22 protein-coding genes are annotated in these 18735 nt (G+C 63.6%); 6 read left to right on the top strand and 16 right to left on the bottom strand.

Features of this window, described 5'->3' with window-relative positions; all coding sequences use genetic code 11:
• Window positions 1-8: 8 nt before the first annotated feature.
• From BHE75_RS18030 to BHE75_RS17955, 16 genes are all read right to left on the bottom strand, one after another.
• Window positions 9-614 carry a S26 family signal peptidase gene (locus BHE75_RS18030; protein ID WP_070934685.1) on the bottom strand — a complete coding sequence of 202 codons (606 nt, stop codon included), beginning with the start codon at window positions 612-614 and terminating at the stop codon, window positions 9-11.
• Window positions 586-1443: a type-F conjugative transfer system pilin assembly protein TrbC gene (locus BHE75_RS18025; RefSeq protein WP_070934684.1), complete on the bottom strand. Its 858-nt coding sequence runs from the start codon at window positions 1441-1443 to the stop codon at window positions 586-588. Before BHE75_RS18025 ends, BHE75_RS18030 begins: the two co-directional genes overlap by 29 nt.
• The gene (gene traN / locus BHE75_RS18020; RefSeq protein ID WP_070934683.1) at window positions 1415-2539 is read right to left on the bottom strand and encodes a conjugal transfer protein TraN; all 1125 of its coding nucleotides are present in this window, start codon (window positions 2537-2539) and stop codon (window positions 1415-1417) included. Before traN ends, BHE75_RS18025 begins: the two co-directional genes overlap by 29 nt.
• Window positions 2536-4392 carry a hypothetical protein gene (locus BHE75_RS18015; RefSeq protein WP_070934682.1) on the bottom strand — a complete coding sequence of 619 codons (1857 nt, stop codon included), beginning with the start codon at window positions 4390-4392 and terminating at the stop codon, window positions 2536-2538. The genes traN and BHE75_RS18015 overlap by 4 nt, the downstream gene beginning before the upstream one ends.
• A gap of 251 nt (window positions 4393-4643) precedes the next feature.
• A complete protein-coding gene (locus BHE75_RS18010) occupies window positions 4644-5660 on the bottom strand; it encodes a TraU family protein (RefSeq protein ID WP_070934681.1) in 1017 nt (338 codons plus the stop codon).
• A complete protein-coding gene (locus BHE75_RS18005; protein WP_070934680.1) occupies window positions 5657-6337 on the bottom strand; it encodes a conjugal transfer protein TraW in 681 nt (226 codons plus the stop codon). Before BHE75_RS18005 ends, BHE75_RS18010 begins: the two co-directional genes overlap by 4 nt.
• Window positions 6327-6560, bottom strand: a complete 234-nt coding sequence (locus BHE75_RS18000) for a hypothetical protein (RefSeq protein WP_070934679.1) — start codon at window positions 6558-6560, stop codon at window positions 6327-6329. The genes BHE75_RS18005 and BHE75_RS18000 overlap by 11 nt, the downstream gene beginning before the upstream one ends.
• Entirely contained in the window at window positions 6557-6883 is a 327-nt protein-coding gene (locus BHE75_RS17995) for a hypothetical protein (protein ID WP_070934678.1), read from the bottom strand. Before BHE75_RS17995 ends, BHE75_RS18000 begins: the two co-directional genes overlap by 4 nt.
• Before the next feature lie 5 nt (window positions 6884-6888).
• Window positions 6889-9405, bottom strand: a complete 2517-nt coding sequence (locus BHE75_RS17990) for a TraC family protein (protein WP_070934677.1) — start codon at window positions 9403-9405, stop codon at window positions 6889-6891.
• Window positions 9402-10040, bottom strand: coding sequence for a TraV family lipoprotein (locus BHE75_RS17985; RefSeq protein ID WP_070934676.1), 639 nt, complete (start codon window positions 10038-10040; stop codon window positions 9402-9404). Before BHE75_RS17985 ends, BHE75_RS17990 begins: the two co-directional genes overlap by 4 nt.
• 35 nt (window positions 10041-10075) lie before the next feature.
• The gene (locus BHE75_RS17980; RefSeq protein ID WP_070934675.1) at window positions 10076-11380 is read right to left on the bottom strand and encodes a TraB/VirB10 family protein; all 1305 of its coding nucleotides are present in this window, start codon (window positions 11378-11380) and stop codon (window positions 10076-10078) included.
• Window positions 11377-12156, bottom strand: a complete 780-nt coding sequence (locus BHE75_RS17975; RefSeq protein WP_084653301.1) for a type-F conjugative transfer system secretin TraK — start codon at window positions 12154-12156, stop codon at window positions 11377-11379. The genes BHE75_RS17980 and BHE75_RS17975 overlap by 4 nt, the downstream gene beginning before the upstream one ends.
• Window positions 12140-12739, bottom strand: coding sequence for a type IV conjugative transfer system protein TraE (locus BHE75_RS17970; protein WP_217494737.1), 600 nt, complete (start codon window positions 12737-12739; stop codon window positions 12140-12142). The genes BHE75_RS17975 and BHE75_RS17970 overlap by 17 nt, the downstream gene beginning before the upstream one ends.
• A gap of 41 nt (window positions 12740-12780) precedes the next feature.
• Complete coding sequence (locus BHE75_RS17965) at window positions 12781-13047, bottom strand: type IV conjugative transfer system protein TraL (RefSeq protein WP_070934674.1); 267 nt, start codon at window positions 13045-13047, stop codon at window positions 12781-12783.
• 107 nt (window positions 13048-13154) lie between these two features.
• Entirely contained in the window at window positions 13155-13472 is a 318-nt protein-coding gene (locus BHE75_RS17960; RefSeq protein ID WP_070934673.1) for a hypothetical protein, read from the bottom strand.
• Between the two features lie 187 nt (window positions 13473-13659).
• Window positions 13660-14424, bottom strand: coding sequence for a DsbC family protein (locus tag BHE75_RS17955; RefSeq protein WP_070934672.1), 765 nt, complete (start codon window positions 14422-14424; stop codon window positions 13660-13662).
• A 503-nt stretch (window positions 14425-14927) separates the two neighbouring features.
• Between BHE75_RS17955 and BHE75_RS17945 the strand changes: the two genes are divergently transcribed.
• The 6 genes from BHE75_RS17945 to BHE75_RS17930 all read left to right on the top strand — a co-directional run bounded on the left by BHE75_RS17945 (window position 14928) and on the right by BHE75_RS17930 (window position 18644).
• Window positions 14928-15521: a hypothetical protein gene (locus BHE75_RS17945; protein WP_139181766.1), complete on the top strand. Its 594-nt coding sequence runs from the start codon at window positions 14928-14930 to the stop codon at window positions 15519-15521.
• Between the two features lie 110 nt (window positions 15522-15631).
• Entirely contained in the window at window positions 15632-16051 is a 420-nt protein-coding gene (locus tag BHE75_RS23530) for a helix-turn-helix domain-containing protein (RefSeq protein ID WP_084653299.1), read from the top strand.
• Window positions 16048-16677, top strand: a complete 630-nt coding sequence (locus tag BHE75_RS17935; protein WP_139181765.1) for a GntR family transcriptional regulator — start codon at window positions 16048-16050, stop codon at window positions 16675-16677. The genes BHE75_RS23530 and BHE75_RS17935 overlap by 4 nt, the downstream gene beginning before the upstream one ends.
• 185 nt (window positions 16678-16862) lie before the next feature.
• The gene (locus BHE75_RS24180; protein WP_139181764.1) at window positions 16863-16997 is read left to right on the top strand and encodes a benenodin family lasso peptide; all 135 of its coding nucleotides are present in this window, start codon (window positions 16863-16865) and stop codon (window positions 16995-16997) included.
• Between the two features lie 52 nt (window positions 16998-17049).
• Window positions 17050-17736, top strand: a complete 687-nt coding sequence (locus tag BHE75_RS23525) for a lasso peptide biosynthesis B2 protein (RefSeq protein WP_084653297.1) — start codon at window positions 17050-17052, stop codon at window positions 17734-17736.
• On the top strand, window positions 17733-18644 hold the full coding sequence (locus BHE75_RS17930; protein WP_070934667.1) for an asparagine synthase-related protein: 912 nt from the start codon (window positions 17733-17735) through the stop codon (window positions 18642-18644). The genes BHE75_RS23525 and BHE75_RS17930 overlap by 4 nt, the downstream gene beginning before the upstream one ends.
• Window positions 18645-18735 lie beyond the last annotated feature (91 nt).

Here is an 18735-nt window from a genome sequence, read left to right as displayed (position 1 = left end):
GCGCGCGGTCACAGGATGCGCTCCATCCGGGTGAGTCGCGCGATCGGCAGGAGCCCGAAATAGCGGCTGTCGAACCCCCGCGGATGCGTCGAGCCGACATAGACCATCCCGATGGGAATGATCCCGCTCCACCTCATATGGTCGAGCTTCATCCCGTTATGGGCGTGCGAAAGGCTGACGCCCAGGAACTCGTCGTTGCAATAATAATGACCGTCCCTGCTATGGGGGACCAGGGGCGACGGGGTCTCGAACATCGTCAGTCGATCGCCCGCCATGCAGAGCGCGTGCTTGGTGACGGACACCGGGTTCGGCCCGGCGATTGGATGATGAAGCGTGAACATGACATAGTCTCCGCGGGCAATCGGCCCCGGGCTCTTGCGCACCGCGAAGGCCTCGATCGACGGCGTCATGACCAGAGTGACCTGCGGGACGACGAGCGACGCGATCGTGGCGACCGGCAGGACGACGAGCATGGCGCGCAAGAGCCGCTCGGGCCGTGCCGGCTGATCCGGCCCCGGGGCCCCGAGCGCGATCGCCGCTTTGCGGGGCAATCGGCGCAGGCGCGGCCAGAGGCCGGCGATCGCCCTAACGAGCGCCCAGAAGAGCCTGAGCATGGCTTACCTCCTCCTTCCCGCCGAGGCGGGCATATTCTTCAAGCAGGCCGGAAAGCGCGCTGTCGCCGTAAACGACGTGAGCTGCGCGCGGGCTTTCGTCGTCGCGCTCGCAATAGGCCTGGGTCGGATCGCCCGGGATCATGGCGAGCGCCGGAACACGCGCGATCCCATGCTGGCGAAAGACGATCGGATCGACGATGAGCTGGACGTCGCGCATGACGCAGGCGGGACCTTCGCAGCCCGGGTCGAGCCGCAGGATCTCGGCCGTCAGATTCGCCATCGGACCCATCTTCCTGAGGCCGCCGGGCACCCCGCGGAATGCCAAGACGCCGCGGACCTTTTCGAGCTGGACCGCATAATTGCGCAGTGTCGAGATCGGCATGGATGAGGACACGAACAGGACCGGTACCCAGCCTTTGGCGATGACCGCCGGCGCGGCCTTGGCGAGCGCCTGCTCCTCCGCCGGCTCGAGCCCCAGGGCCTGGCGCAGCGCCTTGGCCTGTCGCTCTCGCTCGGCGGCGAGGCTTGCCTCGCCGCGCGCTTGTGCGGCGCGAGCGCGGGCTTCCATCTCTGGCGCTGACGCTCGGTTGCGCAGGCCTTCGAACGCGCGTCGGCGGTCGGCAGGGTTGTCCGTTCGTGGAAGTCTGGGGTCGGGTATGTGTCCCGCCGCATCCTTGCCGCGCGCGACCGCGCCTTCGAGGCGATCCATGCTGGCCTGGCCCTGGTCGGCAGCGGATTGCCTTCCACTGTCCTGAGCGAGCGCGGCGGACGCCACGCCCAGCAGCACGGCCAGAGAGGCGCTACGGATTGACCGCTTTGAGATACGCATCGATGCGCTCCCCCATGTCGATTTGGATGTCGGATTGGGTGCGGGCTTCGATGTCAGCATAATATTCGGAGAGATCCATCTTGCTGAAATCGAGCGCCTGGAACTCCTCGGGCGTGAACCCACGGCACATCGGCTTCTTGGCCGTGCCCCAGAGGTCGCCGTTGAAGGCCTTGAGCTGGGGACGGCCCTGCTCCTGGATGATGCGGCCAAGCTTGGTGTTGAAGCAGCAATGGCCACGGGCCTTCTGCAGGCAGATCCCAAGGAAGCTCGAGGTGCAGTAGCTGCCGATCTCGTGGCACATGCCCGACGAGCGCAGCATCGCCGTCTCCATGTCCTGCTGGTCGCAACCCGCGAACAGGAACTCCATCATGAAGTTGATCGCGAGACTGACTGCGATCGAAGTTGGGTCGAGGCCGATGATCAGAGCATTGGCGCCCGAACTTGCCGCCTGGCTTGCCGTCGCGCCTGCCTTGAACGCCGTGTAGGCCGCCTTCATGCCCGTGAACACGCCCTTGGCGACCGCGATCTTGGTGCCGATCGACGAGATGGACGAACCCATCCCGTCCTTGACGATCTTGCCCTTGTCCTTGCAGCAGTTCGCGAAGGTGGTCGAAAGCCCGGCGGGCCGGCACCGCACCCCGCGGCCTGAGAATATCTCGATCTTTCCCAGGCAATTGCCGTCGGCATCGATGCCGCCATCCGGCTCGGTGCCCGGATCGTCCATCGGCGGCTCATCCACGATGGGATTGGTCGCGAGATCGGCGCATTGATTGGGCGAGCAAGCCAGCGGGCCGCCCTCGGTCTTCACAAGGCAGGCATATTGCGGGCCGGCCGGGCAGCTATATTGGCCCGTGGCATCGGCGACGCAGTCGACCTCCTGGATCGGGCAGAGCCAAGCGCCGCTGGTGGTGGAACGGCAGTTCGCCTGCTCGCCTTCATCGGCCGCATCGCCGTTGTTGTTGAGATCGGCTGCGCAGATCTGCTGCGCCCTGGCGGCGCTCGGGCAGCCGAGCGCGAACCCCATGCCGAGCACCAGTGCGAGCGCGGCGCCGCGTGGACCCAGATACCAATATCTCGTTGTCGGCAGGCCCGTCATTGCACGCTCCCCGTGCAGACCATGTCGGCGCCGGCGAGGCGCACCGTCTGCATCATCACGACCGCTTCGGGAAAATCGTCGAGGCATCCGCAGGCGGAGACGACTTCCTCGCCGGGATCTGCCGGGCATTGATTGTCTGCAGTGCAGGCGTGGAAGAAGGTGTCGTAGCCGACCGGCACATTCTGTTTTGCGCCCACGACGCCATCGGGCGCTGCCTCGCTATTGGCCTTGGGCGCGCGGGTCTTGCAAACGGGCTCGCAGGCCGCGACCGACCCCCGGTCGGGAAGGCTGAAGGCACGCGTCGATGTCGCATAGCTTCCGTCGCTCTGGCGCGTCCGGTCGGCCAGCAGCGTCTCGGTCGAATGGTCGATGACATAGGCGCCGCGGCTTGTGTCGGGCTTCGCGATGTCATCGACAGCACAGCGATAGGTGCGATCCTTCAGGTAGAAGTCGCGTGTGAGTTGTGTCGGGCAGCTCGGCCCGCCCAAGACGCGGGTCTGGGGGAGGGGCCGCAGCCCGGTCGCGACCCCGTTGATCCAGGTTTGGACACCATCAACCAGCTCGCTGTCGAGCTTGCATTGCGGATCGGCGGCGATCGCCCCGCAACCGTCGACGACCTGCTCCAGCGTCTTGCAGCTGTTGTCGACATCGACATGGACCTGCGCGAAGCCTTCGCCGCCCTCCGCGACCGCGACGCGCAGCCAGATCTCATGATCGCCAGCGGTGAGAAAGGTGCGCAGATCGAGGTTCGGGTAGGCATAGAAGGTCTTCTTGAGCTCGCATTTGCCAGGTGGAAGTCCAAGGCTAGTCCAGGCGGAGGGCCCCGAGCCGATGAGCTGCCCATCGATCCGAACCTGCGCCCAATCGTCGGCGAAGAACCGAGCAAGCCGCGCGTCAACGATGCGGTCAGGCTCACTCACATGCAACGTCATGCGGAAGTCGATGAGCGTGCAGCTTCCTCCGGCCAGGCTGTTGTCCGCCGGTGAGCCCATCAGAAAATCGAAGGACGAGCCGTTTTGTATCGTCGAATAGCCGCCCGCGGTTCGGCTGATGATATCCTCGGCGCCGGGCTTCAACACGGTCACACGCCGCTCGATCGAGCAATGCCTAAATGCAAGCGCCGTGCCGGTGCCGATCGCCGATCCCTTGAGCGCCTGGAACACGGAATTGCCCGTGGACGCGGCATAGGCATCCGACGCGATCGTCGCGGGATTGGCGCGATAGGCTGTCTGGGGCAAATCGGGGTTGGCCGAGCAGGCTGTCGATTGGGCGCCGACATAGCGGATGGAGGGACCATCGATCACAGCCTCGGCGACACCATAACGCGGGTCGGCCGTGGTGAGCGCGCCGATCATCCCGCCGCCAAGGTCGCGCAGCACCGAGGCCATATTGCCCCAGGCTAGGTTCGTGCCGCAGCTATTGTTGAGACAATAGCAGCCGGCGAGCTTGGGCATATCGACCGAAGTCAGCTTGAGCGCCTTGGCTGTATCGACATCCCAGCGATAGAAGCTGCAACCATTCCAGGTGCCGGGCTGGCAGGAGACGATCCCATTCGCACAGATGCCCGAGACCGGCACAGACAAGTTCGCCGTACTATCGACAGTGCCGTCGAGATCGGTGTCGCGCGCGACGGTGACCTTACCGAGATCACCGCTAGACGCAGGTTGCACCAGTACCTCCAGCATCGTTGCGGTTTTCTGGCACGCGATGTTCGGCGCGAATGTCCGGCTGTTGTCGACGGTCGATATCTGCTGGCCGGCGAGGCCCGGCGTCACATAGTTCTGCTGAAGCGTGTCGCTATCGCTGGTCTTCGCGCGCGATGCTTCGGCTGCGGCGCGCGCGCGTTCTTCCATCGTCTGCGCCCCGGCGGGCGAGGTGAGCGAAATGGCCAGCGCGGTCGCGATGAGGGAACAGGCGGAGAGGAAGCGCCGATCCCATCTGGGGAGCGATGCGGCCGCGCTGGCCGGGGGTGGAGCGGCGCCGCCAGGGGGGCATGGCGACGCCGCTCCGGTCCCGCGCCCCAGCCATCGGCCGTAGGGGCCTTGGCGAACAGACCTCCGGAATGGACGGCTGTCTCGCGCGGGAACCAGAGGAAGCGACCTGCTCATGGCACCGGTATCCCGGCGCAGCAGATCACCTTTTCGAAGAGCATGAATTGAGCGTTGTCCTTGCCCGGCGCATGCTTGGCCGACGACCAAAGCGCGCCCGGGCGGCCGATATTGACGCACTTGCCGCCCTTGACCGGCTCCATGATCTGGAGCTTGTAACGGGACTTGGTCCAGATGGGCTGAGGTACGAACGAGCAACCATCGGCCGAGCTGATCGTGAGCGCGCCGAGCCGTCCCATCATGAAGACGCCGCGCGCGGCGAGCCCCGCCCAAGCCTCGACGCTGTCGTCGAAATGGATATCGCCGGCGATCGGATAGGTCGCGCCCCAGCTCCCCATGCACCAGAAGAGTGGATCAATGACCTTGCCGGCGGCCGCCGCTGCGCTGTCGCCCATGCAGGCAAGGCCGGCGGCGGGATTGCCGAAGAGGATCCCCTCGGGCTGGATGATCGCGCCCAGCGTCCCCGACTGCCAGGTTGGCAACACCTCGGTGATCATGGCCACGTCGAAGCCGTCATTCTCGAGGCATGGCAGGTCCGTGAACATGTCGAGCATCGCCCAGACCGGCGAGATATAATAGTGCATCTGCGCGAACATCTTACGGGTGTTGGTGCCGTCCGAGATGGATGACTGACTGCCCTGCAGCTTGCCGCCGGTCGGCAGGAGATCGGCGCCAAGCGCCATCATGCAGCCGGGCTCGGTCACGATGTCGACCATCCGGTTCGGCGACCAATAGGAGACCTTGACCCCGAACCAGAACTGGATGCCCTTGCGGCAGGCGCACAAGGGCTTGGACGCGGATTGCGCGTCGAGCGCCTTGTCGAGCTTGTCGAAGCTGCCGACCCGGATGCCGCCCACCGTGATCGGAAAGATACAGGTCCAGCGCACCTTGGTGATGGGGTTGAAGACCGTGCCGGCCTCGCATTTTGAGGCATGGGCCTGGCTCGGCCAGGCGAGCGTCATGAGAAGACCGATGACCAGTCCCATGACGAAGAAGGGAAGACGGCCGATCATTGCGCCCCTCCCGTCGCTGAAGCTCGGCTTTTCGGCCCATATTCGGTGAGGACGAGGCGCGTGCCCGACTGCTGGACGATAACCGGCGCGACGGTGAGACCGAGCCGCTGCTTGACCCGCTCCTCGAGGATGTAGATCGGGCGGCCCGTCTTTTCGCTCAGATCGATCGCGTCGCCATTCTGCCCACCGAGCGCCGAAAGCAGGATGAAGTCGCTCGCCCGAGCATTGCGGAGCGCCCAGCCAAGGTTGCGCGGATGGACGATAACGAGCCGCTGCGGCAGCTTCACATAGGTCAGCGGATTGAAGGTGAAGCCCTTCGGATAGAGCGTCTTGCCATCCGGCAGTGTGATGTCGAAATCGAGCGTGTAGAAGGGCACGACACTACGAATCCGGTCGGCGTTGGCGACGCCCAGCGAGGCTGCCTTGAGCGCGCTCCACTTGTCGCGCGGGCCGAACGCCTTGCTCATGTCGCGCGGCAGCGTGGCGACCTTGGCCTCGATCTCGCCAAGCGCATCAGGCTCCGCGATCGGCCAGGTCCGGCCGATTGTGCTGCGCGATTGGGCGCCGCCTGCGATCGGTGCGGCTGCGATCGCGGCCGCACCGACCAGCGCATTGCCCGTCAGGAGCACCAGGAAGATGGGTCTGCGACGGACCCGGCGCAGCAAGTCAACGGCCATGGCGCTGCCTCCAATGCCCTTCGGGGGGCTCGGGAATGCCGATGAGGGCGGCGACGAATGCGCAGAAGGCGAGCGGGGTCAGGGTCCAGATCAGCACGCCCGCCTCGGCGCCGAGCGACGACGACATGAGCAGGAGCGTGCTCTGGACCAGCATCAACAGGAAGCCGCTAATGGTGAGCCGGATCGCCGACTGCGAGGGCGTGGAAGAGGTGAGGCCGTTCATTGGCCTCTCCTCCGGCGCAGGCGGCTCATGATCTTCGCCGTGCCCGCCGAGAGGCTGAGCAGCAGCAGGCCGGTCGCGAGGCACGACGCGGCGATGATGAGCGAAGCGCGCAGCACCATCATTGTCGGTTGCTTGAGGAACAGCCCGGCGACGAGCACAAGCAGACCCATCATCACCGTCTCGATTATCACGAGCCGGAAGCGCCACTGGAAGGATTCCGCTTCGAACCGTTCGGCAAGACGCTGCTCGACGATCACTTCGATGGCTTCGTTGTCGGACCAGTTGAGCGGCAGCTGATCGGGGTGCGGAGTATGGCGTCCCATGATCCTCATACCCCCACGAGGCCGGACACGGCCGGCGTACCCAGGATTTCCGTGGGGTCGACACCGGCCAGGCGGCACACGGCTTCGAGCGGCGAGAGGCCTTGGCGCATCAGCGCCTCGAAAGCGGCGACCTCGTCGGGCGCGGAGGTGTTGATCCAGTAGGAGAAGGGATCGACCACCAGCCGCGCGATGCCGAGGCCCAGTGGCGAGTCGATGAACACCTCGGAATAGTTGGGCTTCGAATTGCGGACCGACTTCAGGAGGTCGAGGACGAACCCTGAATAGTCGAGGATCTTGTTGTCGACCGCGCGGTCATAGGTCGAGCCCTGGAGCAGGAAGCGCGTCGCGGCATTTTCGAGGATGACCTGTCCGGTGCCGCCGAACAGCATGAGGTCGTTAATCGACTGCAGCACGATACCGAATGAACCGCGATATTTGCGGGCGCGCCGATATCCCTGGCCGAAAGCCTCCGCCAGGCGCGAGAGGTCCTGCCCATCGGTGCTCGTCATGAACTGAGCGGCTTCTTCGCACAGCACGAATCGGGGCTTGTCACGCGCGGAGAGGTAGAGTTCCTGCGTGACCGCGTTGACCACGACCATGACGACGACGTTGAAGAGGTCGGGCATCGCCTTGAGGCGCTCGAGCTCGAGCACCACGAATTCGTCGTTGCGGATGTCGAGGGTCGAGGGCCCGTTGAAATAATGGCCATAGGCGCCGCCCGAGCCGAAATCCCGCAGATTGAAAGCCAGTTCGCGTGCAGTCGGCACGAGATGGTCGACGCGGTCGAGATCGGCCTCGACGAGCGAGGGATAGGTGCCGAGCCATTCGCGCACGGCGTCGATGCCATGATCGGCCCTCCCTGTGTCGATCGTCCATTGGACAGCTGACTTGAGGAGGTTCCATTCAGAAGTGGTCACCCCCTTGCGAGTCGATGCGTTCGCCATCTCGGCGACGATCGCGACCGCCATGGTGATCGCCGACTGCTTGTCGTCGCCGTCGAGCGCGAGCCCCATATCGAAGGGGTTCAGCACCAGATGCTCTTCGCCGATGTCGATATAGCGGCCCGAGCAGAGCGTGCAGAGTTTCCGGTAGCTCCCGCCGATATCGATGATCCGGATCAGTGCCCCATTGGCGTAATATTGCTGGCAGAGATTGTTGAGCAGGAAACTCTTGCCCGCGCCGCTCTCGGCCGAGACGATGAAGTTGTAGTTGTTGATCCTGGGGTCGAACAGATCGAGCGTGACGAGCTGGCCCTTGCGGCCTGTATAGAGAAGCGCCGGACGACCGCCGCCGCGGAAATCGGTCTGGATCGGCGCCATCAGCACCGCCGCCTTCACCGGCATGCGGAAGTCGCGCTCCAACAGGCGCAGCGTGGTTCGGTCGGGGTAGAGCCCGAACGGCAGGCTCATCACGAGCAGGGTAGGGTTGAGATAGCTCTCTTCCTGCATCGAGAAGGGCAGGGGTTCGCCTTCCCACAGGCGCTTGGCGCGTGCGGCAAGGTCGCGGGCATGCGCGCGGTCGCGGCCGAACACCCAGATCGTCGGGATCACGCGGACGAACTTGCTGTTGCCCGCCTCGTCCAGGATCCAGCCGATCTCCTCGATCTGCTTGCCGACCTCGACCGCAAAGCTGCCCGCCGCCTTCTGCGCGGAGAGGATCTGCGCGCGCTTGTGGATCTCGAACTGCGAATGATCGAACAGGACGTTGAGCGTGTAGAGGAACGGGCCGCCGATCTGATCGCTGTCTTCCGATGCGCCGCGCATGCCGCCCATCAGGCGATTGGTGCGTTCGGCGGTGATGCGCCGGGCCGGCGCCTTCGGCGTCAGACAACGAGCGACCTGGTTGCCGAGGAACACCTCAGCGCCCTCGAACACGAGATCCGGACCCGCATTGATGATCTGCTTGGCGATCGGCGGCGCCCCTGTCTCCGAGCCGTCGGCAAAGACGCCGGGCGCCGGATCGGCGACACCGTTGAAGATGCGCCGATAGAAGGCGACCATCTCCTCAGGCGGCAACCGGCGGATGCCGAGCTTGGACAATTGCTCCTCGACCTGACGCCGCAGATCCTCGCCCAGCGGGCGCCGCGTCTTGATCGAGAGAAGAGTACGGAAGTTTCGGACCGGGATGCCGTGCAAGGCCTTGAGGCCATGACGTCCATTGCTCAGATAGGCGTGGGTGTGACGCGCCGAGGCCTGAATGAGAGGATCATCGCGGGTCTTCAAATCGAGAAAAGCGTCGAGCGCGTCGTCGATCAGCGGGTCGGCAAAGGTGTGGAGCTGGAGAACCGTCCCGTCCGGGAAGTGGATATTGAGGAGGCCCTGCAGCGCGCCCTGAACATGGGCGAACATATAGGCGGTCGGGACCAGCTCCCAGGCATGGCCCCAGGTGTCGTCGATGCAGAGAAACGCTTCGGTCTCATTCTCCCAGGCGACGAGCGGCAGATAGTCCGAGAAGCTGTCGCGCCGCACGGCGTTGCGAAGACGGGCGTAGGTGAGGCCGCTGCGTGATGCCGACGCGCTCATGGCCGTGGCTCCGGAGCTGGTGCCGCAATCGCCGGCGCAGGCGTGGTGACCTCTGTCGATGCAGCTTCACCGTCGGGTGCGGCGGAATCGCGCACCTGGCCGAGGATCGGCGCTTGCGATGCGCGATCCGGCGCGCCGACGAGCGCACCGCCCACGACCCAGACCGGCTTGTCGACCACCGAGTAGACGTACCGCGGCATGTAGAGGCGATCGGGACGCTGACGATCGGCATAGGGCAGGATCAGCGTGCGCACGGTCCGCGCGGGCTTCAGCATCGGCGTGACTGGCGCCTCGACCAGGCCTTTCAATTCGCGATAGACGCTATCGCGATAGCTGCTATAGGCACCGCCGCCGCTTTTGCCCCGCGATCTCTCGCGCCCTCGACCGGCTTCCGCACCGCGCAGCATCGCCCGGTCATTGGTGACCTTGGGATCCGACTTTGAGGCGACCCCAGCGACCGCATCGGCATAAGCCTGGTCCGGATGGATGCATTGGCCGTGATCGTCATTCTTGCAGGAGAATTTCTCCGAATAGGGCGACATCATCGAACCGACCGTCGCACATCCGCTGAGGCCCACGAGGAGGCTTAGACATAGCAAAGTCCTGTGGAAGGACTGGTGAGCCAGCAAGGGCATGGCGAAACCTCCTGTGGAGTGAGGGGAGCGTCGCATCAGAACTTGGCTCCAACCGATGGCTTGATCTCGAGGGCGAGGCCCTCCTGGATGACGACCACGACATCCTTCGCAGCGCCGACTTCGACGACCGGACCCGCCTGGCGGGCGAGATCGAGATAGAAGTCGGTAAGCTTGTCCGACGATTTTGAGAGCCCGCCGGCAACGCCCGACTTGACGGCATCGCCCGCGTCGAGACTGCGCACGCTGCCGAGCGCAGATGTCGAAAGGCTGCCAAACGTGCCTTCGACCGACTGTGAGATGCCGGCGATCGTGCCGGCGATGAACGAGCGCGCGAGCGTCGCGCCGGCCCGAGTCACCACCTTGCCGGACAGCCCTTTCTTGCCGTCGGCGTCGACGAAGAAGCCCTTGATCGCCTGGTCGACCACCGCATGGCTTTCGAAGTCGACGCACGAGATCGAGACGAGCTGGATCTCCACCCGCTCCTTGGCGAGGCTCCCGGTCGCATTGCCGATGACGAAGCAGCCGGCGAGATTGGCCTTTACCTCGTTGGGCAGGACGGCGGGCGCCTGGACCCGGGCGATGATCGGTTCGGGATTACTGGTCGCGTCCCGGCTTGCCAGCGCGTCGATACCGGTCAGCAGCCGCGCCTTCATGAAACCAGGTGGCAAATAGATCGTCCGCTTCCCTTTTTTTGACGCGGCCCCGCCGCCCGCGCCTCCCTCCGTCGCTTGCGTCGCGGTCGCCGCGCCGATCGCGCCGACCTGCCGTTCCGTCGGCGGCGCAGGCGGGGCGGGTGGTGCCGCGGGAGCACTAGGCGGCGCAGGGATCTCGTCGGCCGCGCCCCTGGCCTCGGGCGGAGCGGGCGGATAGGCTGGGGCTTCGCCGGGAAGGGCAGGCGGCAGGTCTCCGTCGCCGCCCGCGCTTTGGGCGTGGCCGGAGCTGGCGGCACCCGGGACCACCTTGCCTTCCTCGATCGCGGTCACCCGATCTCCGAGCAGGGTCTGTCCGTCGAGGATCTTCTGGAGGTCACCGCGCAGCTTCACCTCGAGGCTGTCGCCGCGAAGGCCCGCGCCCATGTCGAGATTGGAAGCCTGGGGCGCCTGGGGCGCTTCCTCCTGTCCGCTCCGGCTCGCCGTGTAGAGGCCAAGACCGAGCAGTGCGATCGACGAAACCACCCCCAATTGCTTCGCACGGAGCTTCTGATCCGATGTAAGCTTTGCCCATTGCGCCGGAAGATCCAGAAGCGCGGGTCGAACGGGTGGCGCATTTTCGCTTCCGTCCGCGCTGGGGCGTGGCGTGGCGGCGGACTGCCCTTCCGGTGATTCCTGGGACGCGCTCATTGCTGGGCACTCCGGCGGACGACGATCAGCCGCGCGGTCTCGTTTGGCCCCAGCGTCAGCCGATCGATCGTGATCGCGAAAATGTCGGCGCCGAGCATAGCGTCCAGGAAATCGCGCTCATCGAGCGCCATCGCAGCATTCGCGCGCACCAGATATTCGCTCACCGAGAGTCCCATCCCCTCGACCTCGAGGCGCCGTCGCTCGCTGAGCGATGCACCAGGCAGGCTGGCAAGGATCAGTCGATCCCCGGAAGGCGCGACCTCGGAAAAGGAAGCGGGCACCCGGTCCTGGAGGATCGCCAGCGCAATGCCGACCGCGCGCTCTTCCTCGACGAGCGGACCAAGCAGCGCGTCGTTGGAGCGGGCGCGCTGCGCGCCGCCGGGCACAAGCGTCACCGTCTGGGCTGGGATGTCGGCCGGCTCGGCGTAGAGCGGATAGATCGCGCCGTTGCAGGAGACGAAGAATTCTGAGGGCGTCGTCACATAAGTGCGCGTCTTCGCGCCCATATCCTCCGTCTCGAGAACCAGGAACTTGATCCATGCGTCCGACCCACCGCGCTCGACCGCCAGCCCTTTTTCCGCAGAGAATTTCACGTCATCGATCTCGCCGCCGACGCACACCAAATGATTGACGTCGCGGTTGGAGAGGCGGATGCGGCTCGTTTGGTCGGGAAGCGCCGCGATCGACTGGGCGAGGGCGGGACTGCCGGCCGAGATGGACGCGGCAAGCGCGCCCGTGAGGCATGTAAGCCTCGCGAGACTACCGAACTTCGGCACTGAAATTCTCCTCTTGCAGGGCGGTCAGCCAGAAGCGGCCGTTCTCGAGCGCGTAACGAATGCGCAAATTGCCGCGGAACTTGCGGATGACACCTCCGATCACGCGGACCTTTTCGACGGGCACGAGTATCTCGCCGCCCGACCAAGTGACGGGCTGGTCGCTTCTGATGTAGGTCGCGATCGAGAGCGTGGGATTGCTGCGAAGCTCGTCGAGCAAGCGGTTGAGGCTGTCGCGCAGGCCGTTGTACGCACTGGGGTGGACGATGCGCAGCAGTTCCTGGAACTGGCGGTCGGCCGAATAGGCTGAATAGGTTCCGGCCAGCCCTACGATGTTGAATGTGATCGAACGAAGGTAACCCTCCGAGGGCTTGTTGCCCGTCACATAGAGGTCGCCGTCCGCGCCGAACGGCACGACCACCGTGCGCGTGTTCTGGTTCGAGGTGTAAATGAGCGTGCCGAGCACTGCGGTGATGCCGAACAGACCCGCGATCGCGATCTTCAGGAGCCTGTTCTCCTCGAAAAGGTTCGCGGAGCCCTGCAGGTAGCGATGCAAATGCCAGCTCGGGCGCGTATCGCCGATCATGTCTGCCTGCGCCTTGCGTCGAAAAGGATGTGCCATCGCGCTCACTCGAAGAAGCGGGTCTGGGTCGGACCCGGATAGTTGCGGAAGCGGGCGAGACCCCAGCGCCAGGCCAGGTGCGGAATGAAACCGCGCGGCTTGGTCCGCTTCCAGGGAATGAAGAGGAGAAGAGCGCCGATGAGCGCCCAGCCGATCATCCCGCCGACGATGACCGCGACGAAGATCACGCTCATCACGACGATGAATTCCTGACTGTCGAACCAGAGGATCTGGACCGGCCGATGCAGGAATTGCGGCAGACGTTCGTCCACGCCCTTCTCCCTTGCTTCACCACGCTGCTGAGCGTGGTCTCCGGAGGGTGACCATCACCCTCCGTTCCGGTGGACGGGCGCCGGCAGGCCGGCGGCCCGACCTGTCTTCAGATCACCATGCCGAAGGTCTGGAGGATCGAATCTGCCTTGATGAGGCAGACCGCCGCCACGATCGTCGGGATGCCGATCATGATGTTCGAGAAAAGCCGCGAGACGCCGAACAGGAAGGCGGCGACGCCGCCCACGAAGCCGAGCGGTCCCTTGACTCCCTGGTTCACGACGATGTCGTAGATGTCGTAGCCCAGGTCGCCGACGGCGGGTGCCGCGAACGCATGGGCCACACCGGCAGCAGCGAACGCGGCCAGGAGGAAAAGGACAGCCGCGTCGATCGTGCGGAACGTCCTTCCCCGGATCAGAGTCAACATATGCAGTCTCCTTGTCGTCGATGGAGCCGTCCGGATCATGCTTGCCGGTACCGATGGTCGTCGTGTCCGGCCGGCGATGGCGCTGGACGACTCCTGGAGGTGCGCTCCCGCCGGCATTCCGGTCCTCGCGGGCGCAATGGCGAGCGCGCACACGGACGAGGTCCGCCAAAGTTCGAAAGCTTCGCCTTCAGGGGCTGGATTGGCCTTTCTTCGCCTCGGTCTCGAGAAAGGCTTCGAGTTCTGCTTGCTGGAAGCCCGAGATGAGCTTGCCGTCCACGAAGAGGGTCGGCGTGCCGGAGACGCCCATCTTGCGGACGGTCTCCGCGTCGCGAGCGACCTTCTCAGCGCCGGGGCGGCATTTGTGCAGCGTGGCAGGCTGAGCGCCGGCGTAGACGGATTTGAAGGCCGCTTGGCTGTCCGGGGAGCAGAGGATATGCTCGGCTTTTGCTGCCGCCTGCGGGTGAATACCGCTCACGAAGTAGATGAGGCGCTGGACCGGTTTCCCCTCGGCTTCCTTGGCCAGCCAGAAGCGTTCGAGCGCCTGGCAATAGGGGCAGTCGGGATCGGTGAACTCGATGACCTTGGGCGCGCCTGCAGGCCCTACCACAAGGGCCTCGGCGGGATTGATCGCGCCCAGTCGCTTGCTGGCGCTTGCGTCCAGCGCCAGCGCCGTCAGGTTGACCCCGTTCTTGTCGTAGACCGCCGCGAAGAGAAGATGCTCGCTCTCCGGCGCGAAATAGATGACTCGTCCACCCGCAATAGCCTGATATATCGGACCGCTGACAGGCGCCGGACCGAAGTCCTCGAAGGTCAGATTGGTGAAGGTCTGGCGCAATTGACGCTGAGCTTCCGCGGCAGCCGCCGTGAGCGGCTCGGCGCTGTTTTCTTGCGCATAGGCGGGGGCCGAAGCGCAAAGTAGCGCAGCCAGGATCAGGTTACCGCTGCGGGACATCGGAGGACTCCGGACGAACGAGGGAGGTGCGCGCGAAAATTCGGCTGTCGAGAGTGAGCGAGTTTCCGAGTTTGATCGCCGCCGGCAGGGGCAACGGTGCCGCTGCAGGGAGAGGCGGGACAGAGTTGGTCTTCTCGCGGATCGAGAAGCCCGCCTCGTTCTGGACGACCGCGAGCTCTGCGGTACGGGCGCAAGGGTAGCCTTCCGCGTCGGGACGATAGGTTTGGGCCCTGGCGGGGTTGGTGCCGATGACCAGCAGAAGGGCTCCTGCAAGCATGGGCGGGGAGCATGGAAAGTCCATGGCACGCGTCTCCTCGTGGCGCCGCAAGGCGCTCGGGTTTGGGGTTTGGCTAGTCCGGTGCGGTGGAGCTGGGACTTAGGGTCGTAGTCTCCGCCGATCCGGTGCGTCCCGAGCAATGACCATCACGAAAGCCCGCCGCAATAGGCAGGGCACTGAAGTGCCGAAGCGGCGAAACAAAGCATAAGAGAAGCAAACCCGGTCAATGGAGCTGATGCGCGTTGGAATGAACAGGGTTTGGCACAAGCGGCATTATAGTGCCGCTTGTGCCTCGCTTCGTCGTGGAAAAGCACCCATTTGGGGTCCCGGACGGGTGTTTGAGCGCCAGTTTTGGCAGGAGAAGAAGGCAATGGGTCGAGCACGACGCAGCTTTAAGCTCCGGCTTTCACCGGCCGGATTGGACGTCCTGATCGATTCGCACTGCCATCTGATTCGCGCGACGCGCTCATTGATCGCCTGGGGAACCACGCTCCACGTCGCGATCGAATATCTGAACAGCATGCCCACCGATGAGATCATCGATCAGTTGAAAGGGCAGCAGTTGAGTTTCCTCGGCGGAGGGGCAGAGCACCACGTCGGGGCTTCTTGTCAGCTCTGGGATATTGCAACCAGCATCACCGAGCGCGTCCAGAAGGACTCGCCCGAGGCCAGGCAGCCCACTCTCGGCAGAATCTACATCGTGGCGCTCCTACAGATCACAAAGGCGGACCAGACAGCATTGCTGCGCGCTTTTGATCGCGCCCTGCAATCGGGAGCAAGAACACCGGCTTCACGGGATACCAATGATCTTGCTGGGTAAATCCCGACAAGTTGGCCGAGGTTCCGTTTGACAGTGGTGGTAAGTACACCTTAGCGTTCGACCTATGGAATTGCCTTGGCGGGCGGTATCTCCCGTAAGGAGACGCGGATATGTCGCATCAATTGGCGACTTCCGTTGCTGAAAGTCCGCTACTGTACGTCAAAGTGCAGTCGGGGCGGCAAATAGAAGAGGCACGGAAGAAACGACACCTGACGCAACGCGATCTGGCGCGCGAGCTCGGCATGGGTGTGCGCTGGCTTCGCGAGATCGAAGCCGGTAACCCGCGCTCTCGACTGGATGACCATCTGGCCTGCGCCTATCGACTGGAACTGTCGACCGGCCATATCCTCATCCCACTTCTCTTCGCGGGGCAGAAGATGTGCTTTCCGCGGCAGCTCGCGATGGGCGACCTCAGCGATCTCGAGCGACTGTGCATCGAAATGATTGCGCAGCGAAATTTGGATCGCCTGACCCAGGCTCTCACCCCGGCGTGGACGAGTCCTCCGGTCCCGGCAGGACCGGGGCTATGATGTCGGCAATGGACCCTCCGCTACAGGAGCGTGTCTATCTCGGCCTGAAGGCCGACTACCTGGCCGGCCATTTCGTCCCGGGCAAACGGATCGACATCCAGGACCTCGCCAACCGGCATCACTCAAGCAAGACCCCCGTTCGCGAGGCCGCCTTCATCTTCGTCGGTGAGGGACTTTTCATACACCATGAAGATGGGGGTTTCTTGGTTCCTGTCCTTGAGCCGGCCGAACTCATCCCGCTTCTCAGGTGGCACATGCAGCTCGTTTTAGCTTCCACCTCGGACCTGAAAGAGCCTGCACTGAGGCGCGCTCTTCAACAAGGGTCAAACAATGCCGGGAATCGTTCGGCCGTGGCTTTCGCTGCACGGGCAATGGAAATCTTCACCTCGTTGGCAGAGGCAGGGGGAAACAAGCAGGCGTCAATCGATATTCGTCGTTTGAACGAACGGCTTCACTACACGAGAATAGCAGATGCCGTTGAACCGAAGTCTGCCGAAAGGGAACTTTCGGCTCTCACGAGCCCTCTGGCGGCCGATTTCCGGAAGGCTCTGCGAAGGAGAATAGAAACCTATCACTTGAGGAAAATCCTCCATCAACAGCAGATCGTCGAAACGGCGACGGCATAGCAGCGAAGAAAAAATCTCAACGATTTACTTGGGGTTTCGATATGGCAGCTATCCGCTACGGAGCGATCTCCCGCTTCTCCCAGAATATCGCGCCAGCTTGTCGCGATATATTCGCACCTATGGCACAGCCATTCCCATTACCATCACCGCGCCGTGCTTTCGCGGCAGATGATGAGGAACGTGTCATGGAACGCAACGAAGAACACACTGTCGAAGAGCTGATCGACCTGGGCTCGGCGAGCGTCGAGACCAAGGGCGAACAGATCGGCGCTGGTGAAAGCCTCGGCCGCTTCGGCCAGATGGGGCTCTCCGACGACTGAAGGTCCCGGCGTGTGCCCCACACGGGCACACGCCCATTCTCGGCATGGGCGCATGAGTGTCTCAAACTTCTTCTTCGAAGTGTCTCCGGACATCACCTTCTGCGGGATCGATGGTCGCATCATTGCCCTTGATTTGGAGGCGGACCGATATTGGGCGCTTCCCGCGACTTTGGGGCACATGGTTTATCTGGCCATAAGCGAACGTGGGGACACGTCCGCTTTGCCAGTCGACCTTTTGGCCGCCCTGCGCCGACAATTCAACGGACATCGTGGACTATTTGATGAGCCCAAAAGGCTCTTCGTGAAGCGCCCGGCTAGGCACTTGGATTTAGCGCCGGTTGAACGGGAAAGAAATGGAGGCCTCGCCTTTGCTGCAGTAGCAAGCGCTACAATCTTCGCGCGATGGTTGATCCGGCAGAAAGGGATCCGCGCAGCGGTACGACACCCGTTAAAATATCGGTCAGCCGATCCGCCGAAATCACAGTGGGACGAGATTCGCTCAACGGTTCGAGCGTTCAACAAATGGCGCGGCCTCGTGCCAATCGAACGGCGCTGCCTAGTCGATTCTCTGGCACTTCAACTCATGCTTGCAAAGGAGGGGCTGCCCGTACCGCTTGTCATCGGTGTCCAGGCCAATCCGTTCGCAGCCCACTGCTGGCTACAGTCTGACGATGTTGTGATCGATAACGAACTGGACGCCGTCCGCTGGTTTGCTCCTCTTCGAGCAGGCATGCAATGAACGACCTGCTCGTGATCGCTGGCGATAAGGATGCCATCGAACATAGATTGCAAGCCCTTCAAGACACGCTATCGAGTGCCACAGACTTCGACACGCTAATCTCGACATCTCGCAGCGTCACACTGGCGGGCCGCTCGCTTCCCAGGATCGTTGCGTCCGATCGACGTTCAATCTGCTTTGGCTACTGCCATGGAGTGTCCCCCCTCACCGAGGATCTCGGGTCCCCATCTGTGGAGAAATCAATCCGGTCCGGTGGCCTGTGGGGAGATTTTGTCGCGCTTTTTTTCCGCGACGACGGAAGGACGGAGATCGTCACCTCACCATTTGGGCAACTCAGGCTTTATCGCGCGCAGGTGCAAGGCGCCTTAATCATCTCAAACTCGCTGGAGTGGATTTTAGCCGCCGGACAGCTGAGGCCCGCGATCGATTGGGCTGGGTTGAGGAACTTCATCGTTCAGCCTGAATACCGACCCGCAATGACCAGCATCGACGGTATCAGCCGCATTGCACAGGGAACCGTCGTCGATCTGGCAACGCCGATGGTTGAGACGCCCTGGTGGATGCCCAGTGACTATCTCACCGAGGCCAACCNCGCGGACTGCGCCCCGGAGGCGCAGCTTGCGGAGGTAACTTCCTGCTGCGTCCGGTCTTGGGCGCAAATGTTCAAGAAGCCGATGCTCGAAGTCTCCGGGGGCCTCGATTCCTCGATCATCGCGGGCATTCTGTCCCATGACGATGCGACTCTCGTCACGACCAGCCCTTCCGAAATGGAGGGCGACGAACGGCATTTTGCGAGAACTCTCTCGACACACCTTGGAAGATCCCTCGTAGAATTCGCTGTCGGCTCGTGCGACGTTCGGGTCGCAGCCCCCTCCGATATGCTTTTACCGCAGCCAGGTCCTCAGTAAGCGTGGTCAGGAAACCGCCATCGCTTAGCTGTCGCGGGATTTAGCGTCGGTGTAGGCGGCTCTTCCCTGTGCCCGTCGCTTGGCGAGCTTC

It is taken from the genome of Edaphosphingomonas haloaromaticamans (assembly GCF_001853345.1).
Lineage (GTDB): Bacteria > Pseudomonadota > Alphaproteobacteria > Sphingomonadales > Sphingomonadaceae > Sphingomonas_E > Sphingomonas_E fennica.
The sequence above is the reverse complement of the archived record's forward strand: the minus strand, read 5'-3'. Positions and strand labels throughout refer to the sequence as shown.